Annotated in this window: 21 protein-coding genes and 1 pseudogene; 12 read left to right on the top strand and 10 right to left on the bottom strand. The window is 40.7% G+C overall.

What is annotated here, in order from left to right; genetic code table 11:
* Window positions 1–10: 10 nt before the first annotated feature.
* From nifS to NTU69_02840, 5 genes are all read right to left on the bottom strand, one after another.
* On the bottom strand, window positions 11–1171 hold the full coding sequence (gene nifS, locus NTU69_02860) for a cysteine desulfurase NifS (protein MCX5802470.1): 1161 nt from the start codon (window positions 1169–1171) through the stop codon (window positions 11–13).
* 8 nt (window positions 1172–1179) lie between these two features.
* A complete protein-coding gene (locus tag NTU69_02855) occupies window positions 1180–1590 on the bottom strand; it encodes a 4Fe-4S binding protein (protein MCX5802469.1) in 411 nt (136 codons plus the stop codon).
* Between the two features lie 5 nt (window positions 1591–1595).
* Complete coding sequence (locus tag NTU69_02850) at window positions 1596–2318, bottom strand: UPF0280 family protein (protein MCX5802468.1); 723 nt, start codon at window positions 2316–2318, stop codon at window positions 1596–1598.
* 121 nt (window positions 2319–2439) lie between these two features.
* Entirely contained in the window at window positions 2440–3093 is a 654-nt protein-coding gene (cysE, locus tag NTU69_02845; GenBank protein MCX5802467.1) for a serine O-acetyltransferase, read from the bottom strand.
* 63 nt (window positions 3094–3156) lie between these two features.
* The gene (locus tag NTU69_02840) at window positions 3157–3384 is read right to left on the bottom strand and encodes a hypothetical protein (protein MCX5802466.1); all 228 of its coding nucleotides are present in this window, start codon (window positions 3382–3384) and stop codon (window positions 3157–3159) included.
* Window positions 3385–3555: 171 nt separating this feature from the next.
* On the opposite strand from NTU69_02840, the gene NTU69_02835 reads away from it, so the two are divergent.
* Both NTU69_02835 and NTU69_02830 read left to right on the top strand, forming a co-directional pair.
* The gene (locus NTU69_02835; GenBank protein MCX5802465.1) at window positions 3556–4383 is read left to right on the top strand and encodes a PP2C family protein-serine/threonine phosphatase; all 828 of its coding nucleotides are present in this window, start codon (window positions 3556–3558) and stop codon (window positions 4381–4383) included.
* Window positions 4361–4828 carry a 3'-phosphoesterase gene (locus NTU69_02830; GenBank protein MCX5802464.1) on the top strand — a complete coding sequence of 156 codons (468 nt, stop codon included), beginning with the start codon at window positions 4361–4363 and terminating at the stop codon, window positions 4826–4828. Before NTU69_02835 ends, NTU69_02830 begins: the two co-directional genes overlap by 23 nt.
* 63 nt (window positions 4829–4891) lie before the next feature.
* Here NTU69_02830 and NTU69_02825 read toward each other — a convergent pair whose 3' ends face one another.
* Window positions 4892–7774, bottom strand: a complete 2883-nt coding sequence (locus tag NTU69_02825) for a PAS domain S-box protein (GenBank protein MCX5802463.1) — start codon at window positions 7772–7774, stop codon at window positions 4892–4894.
* Window positions 7775–7923: 149 nt separating this feature from the next.
* A complete protein-coding gene (locus NTU69_02820; GenBank protein ID MCX5802462.1) occupies window positions 7924–9303 on the bottom strand; it encodes an FAD-binding protein in 1380 nt (459 codons plus the stop codon).
* 124 nt (window positions 9304–9427) lie between these two features.
* Here NTU69_02820 and NTU69_02815 point away from each other — a divergent pair, with 124 nt between their 5' ends.
* Window positions 9428–9742: an MTH1187 family thiamine-binding protein gene (locus tag NTU69_02815; GenBank protein MCX5802461.1), complete on the top strand. Its 315-nt coding sequence runs from the start codon at window positions 9428–9430 to the stop codon at window positions 9740–9742.
* 106 nt (window positions 9743–9848) lie between these two features.
* Here the strand turns inward: NTU69_02815 and NTU69_02810 are convergent, their stop codons facing one another.
* Complete coding sequence (locus NTU69_02810) at window positions 9849–11291, bottom strand: M48 family metalloprotease (protein MCX5802460.1); 1443 nt, start codon at window positions 11289–11291, stop codon at window positions 9849–9851.
* A gap of 161 nt (window positions 11292–11452) precedes the next feature.
* Here NTU69_02810 and NTU69_02805 point away from each other — a divergent pair, with 161 nt between their 5' ends.
* From NTU69_02805 to NTU69_02780, 6 genes are all read left to right on the top strand, one after another.
* Window positions 11453–12064 (top strand): fumarylacetoacetate hydrolase family protein, encoded by a 612-nt coding sequence (locus NTU69_02805; protein MCX5802459.1) that lies wholly within the window; start codon window positions 11453–11455, stop codon window positions 12062–12064.
* 4 nt (window positions 12065–12068) lie between these two features.
* The gene (gene metG / locus NTU69_02800; protein ID MCX5802458.1) at window positions 12069–12398 is read left to right on the top strand and encodes a methionine--tRNA ligase subunit beta; all 330 of its coding nucleotides are present in this window, start codon (window positions 12069–12071) and stop codon (window positions 12396–12398) included.
* 57 nt (window positions 12399–12455) lie between these two features.
* Window positions 12456–14057: a Na/Pi cotransporter family protein gene (locus tag NTU69_02795; protein MCX5802457.1), complete on the top strand. Its 1602-nt coding sequence runs from the start codon at window positions 12456–12458 to the stop codon at window positions 14055–14057.
* A gap of 164 nt (window positions 14058–14221) precedes the next feature.
* Window positions 14222–16264: an elongation factor G gene (fusA, locus tag NTU69_02790; protein ID MCX5802456.1), complete on the top strand. Its 2043-nt coding sequence runs from the start codon at window positions 14222–14224 to the stop codon at window positions 16262–16264.
* Entirely contained in the window at window positions 16257–17237 is a 981-nt protein-coding gene (locus tag NTU69_02785; GenBank protein MCX5802455.1) for a biotin--[acetyl-CoA-carboxylase] ligase, read from the top strand. Before fusA ends, NTU69_02785 begins: the two co-directional genes overlap by 8 nt.
* Entirely contained in the window at window positions 17221–18003 is a 783-nt protein-coding gene (locus tag NTU69_02780; protein MCX5802454.1) for a type III pantothenate kinase, read from the top strand. Before NTU69_02785 ends, NTU69_02780 begins: the two co-directional genes overlap by 17 nt.
* A gap of 139 nt (window positions 18004–18142) precedes the next feature.
* On the opposite strand, the gene NTU69_02775 is transcribed toward NTU69_02780, so the two are convergent.
* Both NTU69_02775 and NTU69_02770 read right to left on the bottom strand, forming a co-directional pair.
* Window positions 18143–19357 carry an MFS transporter gene (locus NTU69_02775; GenBank protein MCX5802453.1) on the bottom strand — a complete coding sequence of 405 codons (1215 nt, stop codon included), beginning with the start codon at window positions 19355–19357 and terminating at the stop codon, window positions 18143–18145.
* A gap of 33 nt (window positions 19358–19390) precedes the next feature.
* Window positions 19391–21001: a DUF748 domain-containing protein gene (locus NTU69_02770; GenBank protein ID MCX5802452.1), complete on the bottom strand. Its 1611-nt coding sequence runs from the start codon at window positions 20999–21001 to the stop codon at window positions 19391–19393.
* A 152-nt stretch (window positions 21002–21153) separates the two neighbouring features.
* On the opposite strand from NTU69_02770, the gene NTU69_02765 reads away from it, so the two are divergent.
* The 3 genes and pseudogenes from NTU69_02765 to NTU69_02755 all read left to right on the top strand — a co-directional run.
* Complete coding sequence (locus tag NTU69_02765; GenBank protein ID MCX5802451.1) at window positions 21154–22788, top strand: peptide-binding protein; 1635 nt, start codon at window positions 21154–21156, stop codon at window positions 22786–22788.
* Window positions 22769–23709, top strand: a pseudogene (locus NTU69_02760) (ABC transporter permease). The gene NTU69_02765 and the pseudogene NTU69_02760 overlap by 20 nt, the downstream one beginning before the upstream one ends.
* Before the next feature lie 103 nt (window positions 23710–23812).
* Window positions 23813–24563, top strand: a 751-nt coding sequence (locus NTU69_02755) for a PAS domain S-box protein (protein MCX5802450.1), incomplete at its 3' end; no start/stop codon positions are given.

The raw sequence follows: 24563 nt of genomic DNA, 5'->3' as shown, positions 1-24563 counted from the left end.
GGGGTTAGCCCTATTTCTTGTAGAACGGTGACATTTCTCTGAGCCTATTTACAACGCCTGGTATAACAGAGAGTGCATAATTAACATCTTCTTCGGTGTTTTCCCTTCCCAGGCTTAACCTTACTGCGCTCTGACATGCCTCTGACGGGATACCCATAGCAAGGAGCACATGGGAAGGTTCTGTTGAACCTGATGAGCAGGCAGAACCTGAAGAAACTGCAATTCCATTCAAATCAAGGGCAATGAGTAATGATTCAGCTTCTACGTATTCAAAACTCAGATTCAATGTGTTTGGCAATCTGTTCGATGGATGTCCGTTTAGCCTCACATGCTCGACCTTTTCCATAATGCCTTCGAGCAATCTTTTTCTCAAATTTTCAATCCGTCTGTTATCCTCTTTCATTTCAGACTTTACTATTTGACAGGCCTTGCCAAAGGCTACTATCCCGATCACGTTTTCTGTTCCTGCTCTTCTCGACGCCTCCTGATGACCTCCATGAATCAGGTTATCTATTTCTAACCCCTCTCTTATATAGATGGCTCCCACACCCTTCGGTGCATACACCTTATGACCTGAGAAACTTGCCAGGTCCACATTCAGAAAGTTCATGTCAATGTCTATCTTCCCCATGGCCTGCACCATATCTGAGTGAATAATAATGTTAGAATCTTTTGCTATCTCCCCGATTTCCTTTATCGGTAAAAGGGTGCCTGTTTCGTTATTTGCATACATGACAGAAATAAGGATAGTGTTCCTTCTTATCGCCCTCTTTAAATCTTCAAGGTCTATCTGTCCATTACCATCAACGGGAAGATAGGTAACATCGAACCCTTTACTCTCAAGATATTTACATGTGTTTAACACTGCCGGGTGTTCAACCTTTGTTGTTATGATATGATTCCCTTTGTCCCTTTTTGCATAGGCTACACCTTTTATTGCATGGTTATCGCTTTCTGTTCCGGAACTCGTAAAGACAACCTCTCCTATCTCTGCATGAATTATACCCGCTACCTGTTCCCGTGCCTTCTCAAAATAAACCCTCGCCTCTCTTCCTGCCCAGTGGAGGCTTGATGGATTACCAAAGAGTTCATTAAAAAAAGGCTTTACAAAATGTGCTGCTTCCGGGTGAATCGGGGTAGTGGCATTATTGTCGAAATATACCTTTTTCATGTTTCTCTCTAATCAAAAAATACATTCATAGCCTTCACGGGACAGACCTTCACGCACAACTCGCAGGCTACACATTTCTCGTAATCAAACCCCACTTTCATTGTTTTTCTATCAACATACAACGCATCAGGTGCACACACACTTGTACATACCCCGCAATGAACACATTTTGACTCGTTCCTGTTTATATCCTGCTCTATAGGTTCTATATCTATATTCCAGCTTTTCAGATACTCAATGCCCCTTTCAAAGTTTTCTTCCATACCTTCTATTTCCATCACCATCATAGAATCAGCCCTTGGCGAAAAATTAGCCCTCAATATGTTGAAAATCAGGTTATAATCTTTTACGAGTCTATACACTATGGGCTTATCCACCGTATTTCTTTTAAATCTCAGAATTATTCTTTTCTTCATCATAAACCTCACACTTTTACTATATCTAAATTACCCCATACACCAAGGTTTTCTCCAAGGATGATTAATATGCCCATTACATCTAAATATGTCTTCCCCTTTTCAAGGGCAACCGGGATATCATCCTTATTTTTTACAATATTACCCAGGCAAGTTGCAAGTCCATCTGTAAAAAGTGAAGAAGTCCCCACAATGCATACTGCATCGGCCTTCCCAAAACTCAAGGAATGCCCTACAGTTCCTGAAGACGTGCACACCCCATAAGGCGAATTACCGGGTTTCAGCTTTATCCCGATCTTTTCACTGAATGGGGAGTTTTTTGCATATACGAGGATTACCCTTTCAATATTTGTCTTAAGATAAATATCACCACCATTTTCTATAATATACTCATCCGTCAAAGGGGAGATATCCCTTCCCACAAATTCAGCAATTGCTCCTGCAACGGTAGCCATGGGCCCAACGCCAACCAGTGTCGAAGCCTTTATCATCTCCTTTGTAATTTCCGGTGCGAAGGCATCGTAATCAATGGGCAATAAACTATCTTTAAATACAGGCCTCACCCTTATGTATTCCTCAAGCTGATTTCTGTAAAAAAATACCCTATCCTCTATAAATGACTTTATATCCACTTTAGTACAGCATAAAAGGTCTGTTTCTTTCAATTTGACTTCGTAACATATCAGATCCTTTGGTTTTGTTATACCCCTGTAAAATCTCTCCTCGTACACGATTTAATCCAATAATTTGACTGTTTGAGGTATTAGTTCGGAGTTATAAGTTCGGAGTTCGGCCTTTTTTAAATTCTGACTTCTGACCCCTGTATTCTGAATATTTATTTTATACTGTTCACTATTCACTGGCTTTATCACTATTCACTGGCTTATCGAGTCTCTCCTCAAGTTGTTTCACCCTCTCGAGTAGGTTTGTAATGGCCCTTGATTGGGGATCTGGCATAAATGCACTGTCCATCTGAATCCGTTTTTCGCCTTCAACCCTGAATACAACCTTTCCAGGGATGCCCACAACAATTGAATTGGGCGGTATTTCATTCACTACAACTGAATTGGCTCCGATCTTTGTATTGTCCCCAATTTTAACAGGACCAAGTATTTTTGCACCAACACCCACGACTACGTTATTTCCAATCGTAGGATGCCTTTTTATTTTTTTCCACGTGGTGCCTCCAAGTGTTACGCCATGGTACAACGTAACATTATCACCAATTTCTGACGTTTCTCCTATAACCACCCCCATGCCGTGGTCTATAAAAAATCTTTTACCAATCCTCGCACCTGGGTGTATTTCTATCCCTGTCAGAAATCTCCCTATGTGCGATATAAGCCTTCCGATCAGGTACATCCTGTGAATCCAGAACCACCGAGAAACCCTGTAAAATATAACTGCATGAAAACCAGGGTAACAGAATATAATCTCGATTACGCTTTTCGCAGCGGGGTCTCTTTCGAAAACTGCATTGATATCCTCACGTATCCTGTCAAACATGATGGAGTTAAATATAACAGTCCTGTCTTTATCTGTCAATTAAACTCTTGTTTTTTTAAGCCCTTATGTGAATGCAGTCTTCGATTGTTTAATTATAGATACCGTTACGCGATTTTCTTTATTGCCCTGGTGTGCTGATCCCGAATTGCCAGCCTCATCAGGATTGATTTCGGGTAATTCTCGTAAGTAATTACAGAGGTGTAGTTTTTGGTAACTTAGTTGATCCGGTTTGTAAATGACAAATTTTTCAGAGAGTTTTTGGCCTGATACCAGTTTTTTCTTATTTGCCATGCTAATATAATACCTACCTTACCTGAGATTTGTCAAATTATTCAAACCCTTATATACAAGGGTATACAGGGAATTAAGGTATTCCCCAGGAAATTTAATATACCAGTTTCACAAAGCTGGAATTTTTAAAGATATAAGGCTAATATATACAGAAGAACTCAGGGTGGGTTGATGAATATTCTCATTGGCATCAGTGAAGATATTGGCTGGCGGGAGAGGATGGAGGACGAACATGCGATTTATCAGATACCAGAGAAAAACTTTTTCAGTGCCGAGATATACGACGGTCATGCAGGGAGGAGAGCAGCACAGGTTGCGGCTGAGATGTTAACACCCCATTTTTTGCATGCATGGTCAAGGGAGTCAGATAAGCCATTGAGAGAACAGGGCCATGAGTACGAGCTCTTGAGAGATGCATATCGCATAGTTGATGACTATATTGTGAGTAGTGGTATTGAGAGTGGTACCGCTGCTGCCAATTTCTATATTATAGATGATAGATTTATAGCTGCAAACGTTGGCGACACAAGGATAATAATTGGCACAGCCCACGGGGCTTTTGCACTAACGGTTGACCATAAACCGCACCTGCCTGAAGAAAAATCGAGAATAGAATCCCTCGGTGGGAAGGTGATTTTTTACGATGTTCCAAGGGTTCAGGGTATGCTTGCAATGAGCCGTGCCCTTGGAGATGCATCCCTTAAACCTTACGTAAGTTGCGAACCGAGAATAATTGTGGGATACCCGGGTAAAGAGAATGATTATGCCATCCTTGCCTGTGATGGTGTATGGGACGTGCTGATCCCTCAGGAAGTCTTGGAGTTGGTGAGAAAAGCGGAAAGCCCTCAAAAGGCAGCAGAACTGGTAAAGGAAAGGGCAATTGATGAAGGGAGTACTGATAATATTACCGTTATTGTGCTTGACCTGAGAGGGTATACGAGGAATTTTAGTTTAGCGAGTATGGTATTATTTGAACATGGCATACTTTGTTGTTCATGAACACCATTCAAGAAGACTCCACTACGACTTTAGACTGGAGATGGATGGTGTTCTTAAATCATGGGCAATACCAAAGGGGCCCTCCATGTCTCCGGGCGACAAAAGGCTTGCCATTATGGTAGATGACCATCCTCTCGATTATGGAACTTTTGAGGGTATAATCCCTGAGGGGTACTATGGGGCAGGCCCGGTGCTTGTCTGGGATTCTGGGACATATGAGCTCATAAAGGGTTATATGGATAAGGGACAGCTTGAATTTGTACTTAAAGGGAAAAAGCTCAAAGGGGCCTTCGTGATGACAAGGCTTAAGGGCAAGGCAAAGGAATGGCTTATTATGAAGAAAAAGGATGAATATGCCAAGTCCTCTTATGAGATTGAACCAGAACTTACCGATATAAAGCTAAAGACCTTAAAGGAAAAGGTCCCGCCCTGTGATACGGATTAAATGAAGAAGTCTCATTACGTTTCCACACAAAATGTTGAGTTTTAGACTCCTTTTTGGGTTCTTTCATGCCTTATAGTATTGATATGCGTTTCGACCACCTTTTTTAGCGCTGTACATGGCTATATCTGCATGCTTTATTAAAGTATCGATGTCTTCACCATCCTCAGGATAAATGGCGATCCCAATACTTGTGGTAATGTAGACTTCTTGACCATCAAAGACAAAAGGTTTTTGAAAGGCTTCAAGGATTTTCTGAGCAACCCCCCCTGCATTTTCTGTTTTTACTATATCCGTCAGGAGTAATAAGAATTCATCTCCTCCCAGACGGGCAGTGGTATCACCTTTTCTGAGGACAACTGTGAGACAGTTTGCAACAGCCTTCAGCAGCATGTCACCTGTATTGTGCCCTAATGTATCGTTCACATCCTTGAATTTATCCAGGTCGAGCATCATTACAGCTAATTTTTGTTTGTTCCGCTGTGCACTAATCGTTGCCATGTTAAGACGGTCATTGAAGAGCATTCTGTTGGGTAAGCCGGTTAAGGCGTCATGGTAAGCCATATGTGTGATTGTCTCTTCTGCCTTCTTACGTTCGGTGACGTCACGGATGATGCCCTGGTATTCAAGAATTCTACCATCACCGGCCTGTTTTGTGGTGACTGCGAGCAGGCAATCCATTATTCTTCCATCTTTATTTCGAAGCTTAAGTTCCAAATCCCTGACAGAACCGCTTTCTTTTATAGCCTGTTTAAATATTTCACGGTCTTCAGATGTTGCATATGCAGCCTTTGCGTTGAGCTTCATTGTTTCATCCTTTGCATAGCCAAAGAGGTCCAGAAAGGACTGGTTGACACTGGTGAGTTTGCCATCCCCTGTGGTGGTGTATATAGCGTCTCTCGATCCCTCAAAAATAGAACGGAATTTTTCTTCGCTTTCCTTTAATGCCTCTTCTGCGAACTTTCGTTCAGTAATATCCTCAACAAATAAAAGCAGCTTTTTTGTTCCTTCTTGTTCTAATGGTATTCCAATAAAGTTTCTAATAGTAGTTTTTTTAGCAAAATGTGATGTGTATTTAACAGCATCTACCCTGAAAGGCTCACCTCGTAAACCTGCAAGGATTTTTTCAACAAGACCCGTTTCTATGTAGGATTGGAAGGTCAACAGGTTAAGACCTATCAACTGTTCGTAGGTAGCGCCTGTTATCCTGAGCTGTGCAGGGTTTGTATATTCGATACTACCTTCCTCGTTTAACACAGAAACACCGAAAGGGGCATTTTCTATAATCTCGTGGGTTGTCTTGTAAGCATTTTTGAGGTTTTCCTCGGTGTGCTTAATGTCAGTAATGTCACGCACCGTTTCGATTGCTCCAACAATATTTCCATGGACATCATACAGGGGTTTAGCCTTTGCCCATAGATAAGACCCGCCAGGCTTAAAAGCAGGAACGTATAGTTCCGTAACAAGGGTACTACCCTCCCGTTTCACGAATGGATACCGCTTTTCAATTGTCTCGTCATGAAAGGACAGCGCTAAATCTATTAATATGGGTCTTCTTTTTCCATAGAATGGCAGGGCATATTCGTAATTGTCTTTGCCCAATATATCTTTAGCCTTAACACCGGTCATTTCTTCTGCGGCTTTGTTCCATGCTATTACCTTGCCATCAAGACCTATTACAAATGTTGTATCAGGAAGATAATTAATGATGTCGATTAACCGCCGTTCGGAATCTTTGATTGTATCTTCTATTTGTTTACGCCCTGTAATGTCCCTGATGATACCCTGATAACCCAGGAGACTTCCATCATCGGCGCGCTTGGCAGTTGCTGTAAGTAGGCAGTCCATTACCTTCCCATCCTTTTTCTGTAACCTGACCTCAAAATCTCTTAAAGAACCATTTTTTTCCATTTCCTGTTTATACCTTTCTCTTTCAGAGGGGTTGAGATAGGTATCTCTGGCATTAAGTTTTTTCAACTCTTCTTTCTTATAACCAAAAAGGGTTAAAAACGATTTATTTACATCAATAAAATTCCCTTCTTTAGTCGTGATAAATATCGCATCCCTTGAATCCTCAATAAGGGTACGATATTTCTCTTCGCTCTCCCTTAAAGCTATATCTGCCTTCTTACGTTCTGTAATATCTTTGTCTACGCCGCGGTATCCATTAAAATTTCCCTGCTCATCAAATACAGGAAACCCGTTAGTGAGAAGACAGACAGGTTTACCATCCTTTCTTATGTTCCAGTTTTCAAGGTCTATGATAGGTTTTCGATCCCGGGCTATCTCTGAGAAAATGCCTGAAACCCGTTCTCTATCATCTGGTGAAATGAAATCAAAGGGAGTTTTTCCAATGATTTCTTCCCGGGTATAGCCCAGCACTTCTTTGGTTTTCTCTGAACAATATCTGTATACACCATTTTCATCAACCTCCCAGATCCAGTCAGCAATACTATTGGAGATATCCCTGAAACGCTCTTCACTTTCACGGAGCTCTTTCTCTGTCTGCTTTCGTTCTGTGATATCACGTACTATTGCCTGTATAAGTGTTTCACCGCCTAATTCTATAGAATTGAGGCTTACCTCTGCGTCAAAGGGTGTACCATCATAGTGACAGTGTTTCCACTCAAAAAACTGGGGGTTACCAGAGAGGGCGGCATTTATCTTCTCAAGGGCTTTTTCTTTGGAATCACGTTCATCTGGTTGAAGTGGTGGTGAAAATTTATAAGGGGGTTGCCCAACAATCTGCTCTCTCGTGCATTTAAACATCTCCAGGGTTTGGGGATTGCAATCGATAAATATATCGCCCTTCATGAGAAATATAGCGTCATTTGCATGTTTAAAGATGGCTTTATATCTGGATGTGCTATCCTGGCTATCATGGGGGATTTTCTTCTTTTGCCGGTGCATTTCTGTAAATGACTTATTTGACTTAATTTTGGTGTCCATCTATATCTACCACTTTAGAATGGAGGATCTTTTGAATATACAGTTATATATTATCGATCAGAATTTGTAAACTATAAATATTATACGATTATATGAGAAGGGACATTTATAAGTTTTTTCTCCCAAAAGCTGAATTTTTATTATCAATCCTAAAAGATTTTACCAGGGTTTAAAAGCCCTTTCGGGTCAAAGGCCTGTTTTATACGTTTCATCAGGGCTATTTCTGCATCTGACATTTGAAGGGTTAGATAGTCTTTAACCGTAATGCCCACACCATGTTCCCCTGTGAGGCTTCCCCCCATTTCTAATGCCTTCCGGTAGACCTTTTCTAAAAGGTTATATGCTTCGTTTAACTCATTAAAATTCCTCCTGCGGTGAAGTATTGTCACATGGAGGTTTCCATCTCCCGCGTGTCCGTATGTTGCAACCCTTATTGCTTTGTTATATTCGAGCTCCCTTATAGCCTTTACGAGAAGTGGCAGTTGATAACGGGGGACAACCACGTCTGCCTCCAGATGGTCCTTGCCGAGCGCCTTTAAAGATGGAAGGACCTCCCTTCTTATTCTCCAGAATCGGTCTGCTTCCTCCTCATCCCCTGCGAGCCTTGCCTCTATGACCCCGTCAAGTTTATTACACAGTGTAAAAATTTCTTTAGCCTCCTCACGCACTGCTTCCTCGTGGTGCCCGTCTACTTCTATTAGTACCAGCGCATCAGCATCCCTCCTTAACATTGTGTTTAGATAATCCGCTACAGTATTTATTGTAGTATTATCCATAAGTTCCATTGCACAGGGTATGATACCTGCTTTGAATACATTAACGATTAAATCTGCTGCCCTAAAAAGATCGTTCAGGTATATGATAATGGTGTTTCTCACTTTAGGACGTGGGAGGAGCTTAAAAATAATTTTTGTTATAATAGCAAGGGTTCCTTCGGATCCTACAAGTAGAGAAACCATATCATACCCGGCCACATTTTTTATCGTTTTACCACCTAATTGCAATATTTCACCGTCTGGAAGGACCGCTTCAACTCCCAGAACATAATCTCTCGTAACACCGTATTTTACTGCCCTTGTATAACCTGCATTCTCTGCCACGTTCCCGCCTATCGTGCTTTCAACTGTACTTGAAGGGTCAGGTGGAAAAAAGAGGTTATACCTTTTTAACTCTTCTTGAAGGTTGCTCGATATAACCCCAGGCTCTACCACCACCAGCATATTCCTCTCATCTACCTCTAATATTCTGTTAAATCTTAGCAGAGATAACACCGCACCACCCTTAACAGGCAATGCTCCTCCGGAAAGCCCTGTTCTTCCACCCTGGGGGGTTATGGGCACATCATGTTCATAGGCAAGCCTCATAATCTTTGATACCTGCTCGGTATTCTCCGGCATAACAACAACATTTGGCATGAATTGCTGTTCTGTAGCATCGTAAGAAAAATGTGAAAGTCCCTCTTTTTCCAGAATTATCTGGTTCTTTCCTAAAAAATCCTCAAGGCCCTTTAAAAAACTATCAATATTCATAACATGCTCTCCTAAGTTAGGATTGTATTGTTCAGGTTATTATATCATAATAAATATGAGGGGAATATGATGAAAGGATGAGCGTTATATATAATAGTTCCTGATGATAGAAAGGGGGTGAAGTATGTCTGTTTTATTGGAGTTTGCTATGTTTCCCATTGATAAGGGGGAAAGTATGAGTGAATATGTGAGCAGGATTATAAAGATGATAGACGAGAGCAAAACTTCATACAGATTAACTGCGATGGGAACCATTATTGAAGTCGATACCCTTGAGGAAGCTCTGAATATTGTAAAAAATGCATACAGGGTACTTGAACCGGATTGTAACAGGGTTTATTCATCCGTAAAAATGGATATAAGAAAAGGAAAGGGTGGCAGATTAAAGCAAAAGATAGAATCTGTAGAGAAAAGAATCGGAAAAGAATTGAAGAAGTGATTTCTTGATATTTGATAGCGGATGCTGGATTGCTGATTTAGGATTTTATTGGTGCCTGCTGGTGTTTGCTTTTGTCTTCTGCTTACTCCCTACTGCATACTATATTTTATCTGATTCTTTGTCTTAGCACCTCTACCCGTGCGGCAGAGCGTTTCCCCATTTCGTTATTCGGGTTTACTTTGAGTTGCAAAGCATACTCATTATAGGCGGAAGAAAGGTCGTTTACGCCTTCATAACATATACCCAGCACACCGTGTATGCTCGGGTGCTTTGGTTGTGCCTTGGCAAACAATCTCAGATGTGGAATTGCTGACCCGTACACCCTTGTTTTAAAATAACTCATACCCAGGAAGTAATGGGAGGGAACATCTTCGGGGAAAAGGGATATACTCTTTTTTAGGTATTGTATACCTTCTGCATAGTTTTCTTGGAGGTAGCAAGCGGCTCCTAATCCCCTATATGCAGGTTGATAATTGTTATCCAGGCTCAGTGCATTGTTAAATGATCTTTCAGCGCTCGCGTAATTTTTGTTTTTGAGCATTACGAAACCATTTAGTGCATGAAAGGGTGGTTGTGCTTTGTTTATAGCTATAGCCCTTGATACAAGGGTTGTAGCCTCTGATGTGTTGCCTTTTCTCAATGCCCTTACTGCTTTATCATAATATTCCAGGTAAACATTATTTATATTTTTTATATCCCCAATCAATGTCTGAAATTTGTTTCTGTTGGTGCCATCTCCCCTCACAGCAGCAGGTTGTGTGGTATTTATGATATGTTGCAACTCCTCCATCCTTACCGAAGTCCTCGGATGTGTAGAAAGTAAATCTTCAAAAAATCCCCTCTCCTGTGGATCTTTTCCCAGGGACTTCATGTATTCATTTGATACCCTTTCAAGATTCCTGTGGGCACTTATTGCGTTTCTCGGGCTGTATCCAAGTTTCGACATATATGATACGCCCAATCTATCGGCTTCCAATTCGTCATCTCTACTATATTTCAGGAGTAATAGGCTACCCCCGACTGATCCAAGCGTTAGTGCAATATCCGAATAGTCACTCCCTGTGAGAGCAACCCCCGCACCTGCCAGCGCAAGCTGGGTCAACATCCCATAGGATATTTGACTTGCAGAGTGTCTTGCAGATACATGGCCCATTTCATGCCCCATAACATAGGCAAATTCTGCCTCATTATCAAGTCCTGTGAGCAGCCCTCTCGTAATCACCACATAACCTGGAATTGCCCACGCATTGGGTACGGAGCTATTCTGGATTGCAAATGCCACTGGCAAGTTCGGTCTATGAGAGACCCTGTGAATGTTCAGCACAATATCTTTTAGATAAGCCTTTAGTTTCTCGTCTCTGTATTCCCCTCCACCTCCTTCAGCCCCCCACATGGCGCTTGGATACAGATTTCTGCCCATTTCTATTTCCTCTTGTTCAGATACGAGCATCAACTCACTTTTTCCTGTTACAGGGTTTATGGCACAACCGATAAGGGCAAATAAAAAAAGAAAAGTGAAAGGTATTATAAGGATTTTTTTAATTGCCATTGGTTGTATTTGGTAATTATGCATGGTAATACACTATTAATTAATATTTTACTGCAAACATTTTTTTTGTCAATAGACTACAGTTGTGCAACAATTTCTTTCTTGACAGCATATAATATGAGAAGCGTAAAATAGATTAAACATTAAGAAAGGGAGGAATTATGTTCCATCCAACGAAAATAATCGCCATAGGGCTAAACTACCATGACCATGCAAAAGAAATGAATGTACAGGTGCCGGACTATCCACTGATATTTCTTAAGCCGCCGACTGCCGTCATCGAAAATGAAGGGTTGATAATGTATCCCCCGCAAAGTAAGGAAGTCCACTATGAAGGGGAGCTGGCAATCGTGATTAAGGATAAGGTTAGAAATATTTCTAAAAAGGAGGCCCATCACTATATTGCTGGTTATACCTGTGCGAATGATGTTACCGCAAGAGACCTGCAAAGGATAGACGGGCAGTGGACGAGGGCAAAGTCTTTTGATACATTCTGTCCTCTGGGTCCCAGAATTGTTTCGGATGTAGACACTCCTCATCTGGATATCACCACAAGAGTGAATGGAGTTACCAAACAGCATTCAAACACAAAAAACATGATTTTTGATGTATATGAGCTGGTTGCCTTTATTTCTGCAATTATGACCCTGTTGCCCGGTGATGTGATAATCACAGGGACACCTCCAGGGGTGGGTCCAATTGAGGTTGGCGATGAAGTTGAGGTGGAAATTGAAGGCATTGGTATTTTAAAAAATATAGTGGCAAAGGAGTAAAACTATGGAGGATATCACCTTTGACTATTTTCAGAAGATGGATTTGAGGGTTGCAGGGGTTAAGGCATGTGAGGAGATCAAGGGAGCTGACAAGCTCTACAAGCTGACAATAGATATCGGGGAGGAACGTACCATTGTTGCCGGCATCAAGCCTTTTTATACAAGAGAGGCATTGGTTGGTAAAAAGATAGTGGTGGTTACCAATTTAGAGCCAAGAACCATAAAGGGGGTAACATCCCATGGGATGCTTCTTGCGGCATCGAATGAAGATAGAACTTCTATAGTGTTGATAACCCCTGATAGTGATATTCCAGATGGCAGCAGGATTTCATAAAATAATGATCAGGAATCAAGGGGACAAGGACTCCTTGAACCCTATCGCAGTTGCTATATGATTAATAGCATTCTTCTTTTCATTACAGGCTTGACCCTCTTTTTGTTCGGGATGATAAAATTGAGCGCTGGAATACAAAAGCTTTTTGGCGTTCGTATCCGTGAATATATTAAATTTTCTGTTAAAAAACCGCTTTACGGTTTATTTATGGGTATAGTAGCAACTGTTCTTTTTCAGAGTAGTTCTGCAACTACACTTCTTACCGTCGGGATAGTGAGCGCCGGTTTAATAAGCTTCTACCACTCACTGGGTATAATTTTAGGTGCCGATATTGGAACAACGCTCACAGCTCAACTCGTTGTATGGAATTTCACTGCCATCTCGCCAATTTTTATATTCTTAGGCGGTATCCTCTGGCTTTTGGGGAGGGAAAGGTGGAAACCAATCGGTGAGGCAATACTATATTTTGGTTTAATATTTTTTGGTTTAAGTCTGGCAGCAGAAGCAACCCTTCCTTTAAAGGATAATCAGACATTTGTCAATTTTTTTCAAAAAACAAAAAACCCCCTGTTTGGTGTGGGTATCGGGATTATTTTTACCGGCATTGTTCATGCCTCGGCTATTCCAATTAGTATACTCATTATTCTGGGCCAGCAGGGTTTAATCACCATTGAGAATGCCTTTCCTGTTGTATTAGGAGCAAATATTGGTACAACAGTAACTGCTCTAATGGGCGGTATTGTTGCAAATATCAATGGAAAGAGAAGCGCTGTTTCCCATATCTTTTTTAAATTTTTTGGGGTAATAATAGGCCTGATAGTTTTTCCTTTTTTTATTGTGGTTCTTAAAAAAATGTCTTCAAATGTGGCGCAACAGATTGCCCTCAGTCACTTTTTGTTTAACCTTTTGGTTGTTTTTATTTTTATCTTTCTGCTCACCCCTTTTTCTGAATTGATTAAAAGGGTCATTCCTGGCAAAGATGAAACATTACCGCTATGGCCAGAATTTCTTGATGAAAAATGTTTATCAAAAGCTGAAGATGCACTTATTTGTGTGAAAAAGGAGTTAAAAAGAGAGATTATCCTTGCCCAGAGGATGCTCTCTGAGAGTTTGGGTCTAATATCAACGTATAGTGAAGTGAAAAGAAGGGATATTATGTATATTGAGCTGGTAGTTGATAATTTGCAGGCTGAAATAACAAGGTATCTGTGGAATATTTCCTGTGGGCAACTTTCCCCCGAATTGTCTAAAAAACTGTTTGCTTTTGCTGCAATTGTTTATGATATTGAAAGAATAGGCGATCACTCAATAAACCTGGTTGACCTGTCTGAATCAAAATATAAGCGGAAAGCAGTATTTTCTATAGCAGCGAAAGTGGAACTAAAGGAGATTGAGAAACTGGTTATTGAAAATCTTGAAGATGCTGCCTTTCTGATTGAGGAAAGGGATGATGGGAAAATAAAAAACGTTTTTGAGCGTAAGAAAGAAGTTGATTTTAAAATTAATGGAGCAATGGAAAAACATTTAGAAAGATTCTACAAGAAGATTTGTCGGGCAGAGGCAGGCCCGATATTTATTGATATGCTGATAAACCTTGGCAGGATATCAGATCACTGTCAGGTCATTGCTGAATATATTAATGGTCTTGAAGAAATATGAGAGTTCAGTAACCAGTAGTCAGTATGGTTTAATCCAGCTTTATGCTGGACATCAAGAAAAAATATTTTAAACAATGCTGACTTTCATATTCTGCATATTGTACCCCGCTCTCTACCCTTAATTTATTGACTTTTTCAGCATAATAGTCCAATATCTTTACCGAAATGAAGAGGGAAACTTTGAGAATAAAAAGGATAAGGAATATCGGTATTGCAGCACATATAGACGCTGGTAAAACAACCGTTACAGAACGCATACTTTACTATGCAGGAAAAACTCATAGGATAGGAGAGGTACATGAAGGGACTGCGATAATGGATTATCTTCCTCAGGAACAGGAAAGAGGTATAACCATTACTTCTGCGGTAACAACTTTATACTGGGATAATCATGAAATTCAGCTTATAGATACGCCAGGACATGTAGATTTCACCATTGAAGTGGAGAGGTCGCTTCGGGTTCTTGACGGGATGGTAGCAATCTTCTGCGGAGTTGGAGGCGTAGAGCCCCAGTCAGAAACTGTCTGGCATCAGGCAGATAAATACAAGGTACCAAGGATTGCCTTTGTAAACAAGCTCGATAGGGTTGGCTCTGATTACTTTCATGTGATGGACATGATGATTGACAAATTTGGGGTAAATCCAATCCCCTTGCAGATACCTCTCGGTAAGGAAGACGGTTTTTTTGGTGTTATTGATTTGATAATGATGAAAGGCATTGTCTGGGACGAAGAAGACCTTGGCGCAACATATAATTATATATCGATTCCAAAGGAGTACAGGGAGCAATCCCGCAAATATAGAGAAAAACTCCTTGAAAAATTATCGTTAGTCGATGACCAGTTTATGGAACTCTATCTGGATGGGAAAGAAATAGAAGAGCCCATAATCCATAGTGCCTTGAGAAAAGCCACCATCTCACTAAAATGTGTACCTGTATTATGTGGTGCTGCATTAAGGAATAAGGGTATACAACCCCTTCTGGATGGAATTATAAACTATCTTCCTTCGCCCCTTGATGTCCCACCGGTTCAGGGCAAAAACCCTAAGACAGGTGAATGGGAATATAGAGAAGCAAAAGACGATGAAGATTTCACTGCCCTTGCATTTAAGGTTGTTATAGAAGAGGGAAGGAAACTCACCTATATCAGGATATACTCAGGGGTATTGAAGGTAGGTGATGAAGTATATAACGTCAACATTGAAAAGAAAGAAAAGATTTCAAGAATATTTAGAATCCATGCCAACCACAGGGGAAGGATAGAGGAAGCCAGAACAGGGGCAATAGTTGGAATTGTGGGATTGAAGGAAACTTCAACCGGCCACACATTAACCAAAACTAAACCAATACTTTTGGAACCCATTGAAATCTATCAGCCTGTAATCTCGGTGGCCGTGGAATCAAAAAGGAATATAGACCAGGATAAGCTTCTTCTTACACTGCAGAGGGTTACAGAAGAAGACCCTACATTTATTTTAAAAACCGATGAAGATTCATATCAGACAGTAATTTCAGGCATGGGAGAGTTGCATCTTGATGTAGTTGTAAGGAGAATAAAAGAAGAATTTGGAATTGACCTCCTGGTGGGCAAACCTCAGGTAGTTTATAAAGAGGCTATCGAAAAGGATGCATCAATAGAGCAGTCCTTTGAAAAATTGATAAATAATGTTTCCTGTAAAGGATGGGTATCATTAAGGGTTTCGCCTAACAATAGAGGCAAAGGTATTATTATTGTACCCCATATCACAGAAGAACATCCTGTGTTCCCGTATATTGCAGCGATTGAAGAAGGGGTTATGGAAGCTTCCAATATGGGTGTTATCAAAGGGTTTCCCTTAACGGATATAATGGTTGACATTCAGGATGCTTCTTTTAACAATCCTGAGTTTGCAAGGCTTACCCTTAAGATGGCAGCTTATGAAGCATTCAGGAAGGCATGCATGGAGGCAAAGCCCGTTCTCCTTGTCCCTGTTATGTCACTTACAATAACGGTACCAAACGAGTTTCTTGGGGATATTATAGGGGATTTAAATGGAAGAAAATGCCAGATTACAAATTTATCAACGAAAGATAAGGTTACTGTCATTCAGGCTTATGCACCTTTAACAAAGATGTTTGGTTATTCAACAGACGTGAGATCTCTTTCACAGGGCAGGGCATCTTTTACTATGTATTTCTCACATTATGATAACATCGAAAATGGATAGAATAAGAACAGCGCTCACATTTTTAAGGGAGAAAGGGGATTTTATATCCGGGGATTATATCGCCAGCAGACTGGGTGTATCAAGGACAGCGGTATGGAAATATATCAATCAACTTGAGCGCCTGGGATACTCCATTATGAAATTAAAGGGTAAGGGGTATAGGCTTGTTGAAACGCCCGATAAACTTTACACATGGGAGGTCGATAGACATCTCAATACAAAACTCATTGGAAGGAAGATTATTTACAAAGAACACATTGATTCTACAAATACCTTTGCATTCAGGCTGGCCCTTGGAGGTGAACCAGAAGGTACATGCGTTATTGCAGAATCGCAGGAGACGGGGAAAGGCAGGCTTGGGAGAAGGTGGTTTTCACCTCGCGGGGAAAACTTGTATTTATCTGTCATCCTTAAACCCCATATTCATCCATCAAATGTATATCCAATAACATTTATATCATCCCTTGCCGTATATGATACAGTGGAGGCCCTTACAGGGGAAAGACCCACACTAAAGTGGCCCAATGATGTGCTAATCAGGGGGAAGAAGGTGTGCGGCACTCTTCTTGAGCTTTCAACTGAAGCTGACATTGTAAGTTTTGTTATTGTGGGTATCGGATTTAACGTAAATATGAAAGAAATGGAGATAGAGGAAGAGATAAAACAAAAGGCCACTTCTCTATTCATGGAAACGAAAAGGATATATGAAAGAGCTCCCGTGTGTGGTATCCTGCTTGCAAATCTGGAGAAATACTATACATTTTTTAAAGAAAAGGGAGAAGAAGAAATCTGTAAGGTCTGGGAAAAAAGGGCAGAAGTAAAAGGTAAGTATGTAGAAGTAGTCCAGATGGGGGAACACTATAAGGGATTTTCTGAAGGTATAGATAAAAATGGTGCGATGCTCCTTAACATAGGTGGAAAGGTAAAAAGGATTATTGCGGGGGATGTGAATATTAATGCTCCTTGTAATTGATATTGGAAATACCAATATAGTTTTCGGGGTTTATGAGGACGATGTACTTATAAATCACTGGAGGCTTAGCACATCAATTCAGAAGACAGTAGATGAATATGCAATACTGCTTAATAGCCTGCTTTACTTTGAAAAAATCAAGCTTAACCAGATAGACAGTGCCGTCATATCATGTGTAGTTCCACCGCTTTTGATTCCATTCGAAATTATCTGCCGGAAATATGTTGGTATAAGACCAATACTCGTTGAACCGGGGATAAAAACCGGAATGCCCATCCTTTATGAAAACCCCTCTGAGCTTGGAGCAGATAGAATTGTAAATGCAATTTCAGGGTATGAAAAATATAAAAGGGCCCTCATTATTGTCGATTTTGGTACGGCAACAACCTTTGATTACATAACACCTAAGGGGGAGTATGTAGGAGGCGCTATTGCGCCCGGGATTATGATATCCCTTGAAGCCCTGTTTGAGAGGGCATCTAAACTTCCAAGGGTAGAATTGATTAAGCCAAAAAGTATCATAGGGAAAAATACAGTATATGCAATGCAATCAGGTATCATATACGGATATGTGAGCCTTGTGGATGGGATAGTAAAAAGGATGAAAGAAGAAGTAAAAACAGACCCATATATAATTGCCACAGGGGGTCTTGCCAGCCTGATATATAAAGAATCAGAGACTATCGATGAGGTGGATGAATTTCTCACCCTAAGAGGGCTCAAGATGCTCTACGAAAGAAATAAAGATTATCATAAGTTCAAGTAAAAGCCTTATTGTAATTCAGACACAAGACTTTAGACTATAGACCACGAGCCAAAGCAGACGTTGGACATTGGACATTGGACGTCAGTCTATGGTCTAAGGTCTAATGTCTTTAATCCAATGTCTGAATCGAAGAAAAGCTTTATACATTTGGTGTTCCACCTCTAACCGTCTGGATAATAATTAACCCCACGAGAAAGAATAAGGCAACTGATAATACAGCAGGCCTCTGGTTTCCCAACATTGAAGATGTATAGCCAAACACAAGGGGACCAACAATTGCTGATGATTTGCCTACAAGGGTATAAACACCAAAATATTCTGACTCCTGTCCTTTTGGAATAAATTGGGTATAGAATGCCCTCGTTGCTGCCTGCACTGTGCCAAGGCCAAGCCCTGCAACAGAAGCGATAATCATAAAATGACCCTTTTCCTGAACAAAAAAGACGGCAAAAGAGACAGCAATCCACAGGCTCAACGATATGGTAATTACCTTTTTGGGCCCCCAGTAATCTGTTGGTCTTGCCATAAAGAATGCCCCTATAAGGGCTGTAGCCTGCACAATAATATACATACCGATCAATTCCTCGGATTTGAATCGAAGGGTTGTGGCAGCAAATATGCTTGAAAAGACTATAACCGTGTTCACGCCATCCTCGTATAGGAGATAGGCTATCAAGAACCTCCTCTGATCTTTATTCGACCATATCTTTCTTAAAGTTTTCCATGTGTAATGAAGACCACTTTTTGCCGCACGGGATATTTTTATTTCTTTCTTAAGGTCTGCAGGAAGAAACAGAAAGGCAGGCAAGGAGAATATTCCAAAAAATAGAGCCACCACAGGCCATGTGATGTTCAGAAAACCATTTTTTATCAGGAAAAGGGCCAGAAATAGTGAAAGTATGGAACCCAGATAACCAATTCCATAGCCCCAGGCTGATACCCTGCCATGGTGCGTTGTTTCTGTAATATCCGGGAGGAAGGAATTATAGAAAACAACACCGCCTTCCAGTCCAATATTTGCAAGGACAATAAGAATGAAGCCTTCAATAATCATGCCCTTTTGAAGGAAATATAAAGAAGCCACTGCAGCAATACAGAGGATGGTATAAAGAGCAAGCAATCTCTTTCTTATCCTTGCGTAATCAGCAATTCCACCGAGGAAAGGGGAGCTTATTGCCACAATCGCCATGCTTAAAGCGATCGCTCTACCCCACCATAAATCACCCTTACCACATTCATTTCCAACTATTACATTTGTATAATAGACAGGAAAGATTACCGCAGCGATAACAGCGGAGTAACTTGAGTTGGCGAAGTCAAACAGACACCATGAAAGTATTTTTTTTATATCCAATTTGTTCCCTGACCCGTATGTCTCAATTCATGTTTATCGCTTGCCTCCTAAAAGCTTATCTATTCCCTTCTTTAATGTTTTTGTAGTCTCTTTGATGCCTTTACCACCGAGTACAATCAATGATTCTCCAGTCTCTTTCACGGATAGACCTACCTTTCCAGCAAGACCTACAGTCAATCTTCTCAGGAGGCTTTCTCTGATGTTAAATTTTGGATTATCAAGGTCACCTTCAACAGTAAAGTCCAGGACGATCTCATTGTTGCCTGTTTGAAGCAAATTCATCACCAGAGACCTTGGGACTCCAAGAAAGACATCCCGGAAGCCGCCTGTAGAATTAAATTGAAGGTCCCTGAGCACCACTGTTCCTGGTGCGTGTATATGTCTTTTTAGTACTCCAAGGTCCATATTCATGGTGAGAAAACCATTTGAAATCTCCAGGTCGCCTTTGTTCTCAATATAGGGTCTTAGGGTGGTCAGATCAATATCTTTTAATTTTATCTTTGCAGTGGTATCTTTTGATTTGAAGTTCGTTATGCCTGATATCGCGATGGCTCCCCTGCTGTTCTTTCCCACAGTCTGACCTGATAGGGTATAACTTGTTTTTTTATCCTCGGGCGGAAAGGCGATATTCTTAATAGTTGATTCTATGTCCTCAATTTTTATAGAGTGAGCTGGTTGTGAAACCTTGCCATCCAGATAGAGGAGTGTTCCTTGCCTTATCTGAAGGTCTTTTATCGCTACCACTGCATGCTTTTGCTCTTTTGAAGGTTTCTGGGAAGGGTTAACCCCTGCAACTGGTTGCGCAATCCCCCCCTTTTTGTCAACCTCGATCCTGAAATGTGGTCTTGTAATGATAACGCCAGAAAGAAGGGTTCTTGGATCCTCCTCTCTCTCCCGGGAAAGATGGAAGCTGACACCTTCAGCGCTCACCACTGATCTGTCAAACTCGTCCAGGACATTTACTCCTTGAACATTAAATTGTACGTTGGAAACACCTGTTTTAAAATTTGTATGGCCCTTACATTTTATGAACCCCGATAACAATGTGCCGCTCACCTTTGCCTGAATCTCTATATACGAAGGATTGTTTTTTAGTGGAAATGACAGATTATCCAGTCTTCCCTTAAGATTTGTTATTTGAACTATTGTGGGCCGGACAGGTCTTTTGTCCTCGAAATCGATTTTTCCATCCTTCACGTAAATTCTTTTTAGCTTCACCGTCGTTGGTTCTTTTGTATCCGGGGTTGTCTGTTTTTTACTCTCAGGTATAGAAATTGGTATCACTAATTGACCATCTTTTTTTAGCTGAAGTTTGAAATAAGGCTCCTCAAGGTAAAGGCTTGAGACGGAAATGCTTCGTTTCAGCAGGCTAAGAAAATCTGGTCTGATACTGAGCTGTTTTATCCTGCCTGAAATCTCGCCATCCTTAATGAATACCAGGCCTTTCACATGGATACTGCCCCAACCAATAGCTACGGTCTCTGTTTTTACATTGTCTCCAAGGGCTTGCTCAAGCTCTGTCCTGATGTACTTTGTTGAAAACCTTATAAGGAAGGTTACTGAAATTGCCAGAAAAGCTAATAGGCAGAAAAAAAGGATAAACAATCGTCTTCTTTTTTTGTACGTGCGATTTTTATATCCCATTGCTTAAACCATACTATGATAATTACAACATTGACCCCCTTTTTTCAAGAAGACTTTATACAAACATCCACAAGTTTTTTAATCCTGCTCAAATACTTAAGATGCCTAACTTTACTTTAAGTTTTACCTTTGTTAGAATAACGGAAATCAAAATGCCTGTGAAGAGACTTCTTATATATGCATTATTTATCTTTTTGTCCATTTCATGCTCTCAGAGAGAGGATGTGGCATTGTATGATAATCCTGGAACACCGACATACGGTGATACGATTATTACTGCATCGATTGGTGAGCCATCAAACCTGATACCGATACTTTCAACGGATAGCCCATCCCATGATGTTGCATCTTTTGTATATAACGGTCTTGTCAAATACGATAAAAACCTTAATATTGTTGGCGACCTTGCAGAATCATGGGAGCTTTCCAGGGACAACCTATCCATAGTGTTCCATTTAAGGAAGAATGTGAAATGGCATGACGGAAAACCATTCACTGCCCATGACGTGATGTATACATATAGAGTAACAGTTGACCCGAAAACGCCAACCGCCTATGCGGGGGACTTTTTGCTCGTCAAGGAAGCAAAGGTCCTCGATGACTACACGTTCAAGGTGACATACAGTAAACCCTTCGCACCTGCGCTTATAAGCTGGTCTACCGCCATACTCCCCAGACACCTCCTGGAAGGCCGCGATATCACGACATCCCCCCTTTCCCGGAAACCGGTGGGGACAGGTCCGTATGTTTTTAAAGAATGGATCCCGGGCGATCGCGTTGTACTTTTGGCGAATGAACAATACTTTGAGGGCAAACCATATATAGAGAGGTACATCATGAGGATCATCCCTGACAGTGCGACAATGTTCCTCGAATTGAAACATTACAGCATAGACATGATGGGGCTTACTCCATTACAATTTGTGAGACAGACAGATTACCCGAGGTTTAATAGAGAATTTAATAAATTCAAATACCTTTCCTTTAGTTATACATACATTGGTTATAATCTTAAACACCCATTTTTTAAGGATAAGAGGGTGAGGCAGGCAATAAGCTACGCTATCAATAAAAAGGAGATTATTGAAGGGATACTCCTTGGCCAGGGTGTGGAGGCAACAGGACCGTTTAAGCCTGATATGTGGGCATACAACAAAGATGTGAAGAGGTATGAATATAATAAAGAAAAGGCGCTTTCTCTTTTACATGAGGCAGGGTTTAAAAAGGGTTCAGATGGCATTCTCTATAAAAATGGGAATCCTTTTGAATTTACCTTACTCGTTAATCAGGGTAACGATGTGAGAATAAAATGTGCAGAGCTTGTACAGAACAGGCTCTCGGAAATTGGAATAACGGTAAAGATCAGGGTTATCGAGTGGGCCAGCTTTATTAATGAATTCATAGACAAGAGGAACTTTGAAGCAGTGATATTGGGCTGGACTATTCCCAACGACCCTGATATATATGACATCTGGCATTCATCAAAACAGGGGGTAAAGGAATTAAATTTTATATCCTTTGAAAATAAAGAGGTTGACGAGTTGCTTGTAAGGGCGAGGCATACGTTAAACAAGGAAGAAAGAAAAAAATATTATTTCAGGATACAGGAGATACTGGCAGAGGAGGAGCCCCATACATTTCTATTCGTACCGTATGCTACACTCGCAATCCACAAAAGATTTAAGGGGATAGAGCCTTCCCCATCCGGCTTGACCCATAATTTTATAAAATGGTACGTCCCGGAGGGACAGAAGAGGTATAAGATAAATGCTGCGCTATCTCCTTAAAAGATTATTTTTTATGATACCGATGCTGTTTGGTATTACACTGATTTCCTTTGTTGTAATTCATCTTACACCTGGTGAGCCAGGGGTTCTTGAAGCCGAGATGAATCCGAAGGTTACAAAACAGGTAAGAGAGCGCATAAGGAGTTTTTATGGGCTGGATAAACCTATGCATGTTCAATATTACCTGTGGTTGAAAAGAATAGTAAAGCTCGACTTTGGTATGTCCTTTGCCACTGATCGAAGACCGGTAATAGACAAAATCAAAGAGAGGCTTCCTATCACAATAATAATAAACCTTCTTTCAATGGTATTAATCTTCCTTGTGGGTATTCCAATCGGTATCTATTGCGCAAGATATAAGGATAGCGTGATGGATAAGATTTTAACCTCCTTTGTATTTGCAGGGTATGCTGCCCCAACCTTCTGGCTTGCGCTTCTCTTAATGATGTTTTTAGGTGTCTACCTTGAACTACTGCCCATATCAGGCATAAAATCCTTCAACTTTAGTGAGCTCTCACCCTTTGAGAAGGTAATCGATGTATTGAAGCATCTTATATTGCCTGTATGTATATCTGGAAGAGCAGCCTTCTTGAGGTTTTAGGACAGGAATACATCACAACCGCCTACGCAAAAGGACTTCCAGAGGGTGTTGTGCTCAGGAAACATGCCCTGAGAAACGCACTTCTCCCTGTCATTACGATTTTAGGGCTTTCTGTCCCAGGGCTTATCGGCGGGAGTGTTATATTTGAGAGCATATTCTCCATACCGGGTATGGGCCAGCTATTTTATATGAGCGTTATGGCGAGGGATTACCCCACCATCATGGGCATCCTTGTAATCGGTGCCTTCTTAACACTTCTCGGTAACCTGCTTGCTGATATTTCTTATGCAGTGGCAGACCCGAGGATAAGGATCGGGTAAGCGACTCGAAAAAAAGGATGTTTTTGTGAGAAAATAAGGCTATACTGGAAAAAATTGCTACAATACTTGTTATCTATCTGAACCAGCAAGGGAGATACGCAGGATGAAAGACAAAGATAAACCAGAGGAACAACTAATAAGCGAACCGGTACCCCTCCATGAGAAGCAAAAATTTCTGGCTCTTGCGGAAAATGCCCCACTTGGAATATCAATCATAGATAAAAATAAGAGTTTTATGTATCTCAATCCTAAGTTTAAAGAAATATTTGGCTATGACCTGCAGGATATTCCTTCCAAAAAAGAATGGTATAGAAAGGCATATCCTGATTCCGGATACAGGAATAAAGTAATAGCAGCATGGGAAGAAGATATAAAAGACAAAAAAGAGGGCGAAAGAGAAGCAAAAATCCTTGAAGTAACATGCAAAAATGGAGAGAAAAAGGTAGTAAGTATCATTACTGTAATCTTGGAAACCGGGTTTTTAGAGAATTCAAAATATTTATTGTTCTATGAGGATATTACCGAGCGAAAGCAGGCAGAGGAAGAAATATTAAAAGAACGAAAAAGATTCCAGGTCCTCGCAGATAATGCACCTTATGGTATTATGGTTATTGGGAAGAATAATACCTTTACTTACCTTAACAATAAATTCAAGGAAATTTTTGGCTATGATCTTCATGACCTTCCTGACGGGAAAACGTGGTTTAGAAAGACATACCCTGATGCTTTATATAGACACACGGTCATCTCTACATGGATAGATGACTTAAAAAATGTCAAAAAAGGTGAAAAGAGACCAAGAACCTATACAGTAACATGCAAAGACGGAACAAAAAAGATAATCAACTTTGTAC

This window comes from Pseudomonadota bacterium, from assembly GCA_026388215.1.
Taxonomy (GTDB): domain Bacteria; phylum Desulfobacterota; class Syntrophorhabdia; order Syntrophorhabdales; family Syntrophorhabdaceae; genus JAPLKF01.
This window is presented reverse-complemented; position numbering and strand designations above follow the sequence as displayed.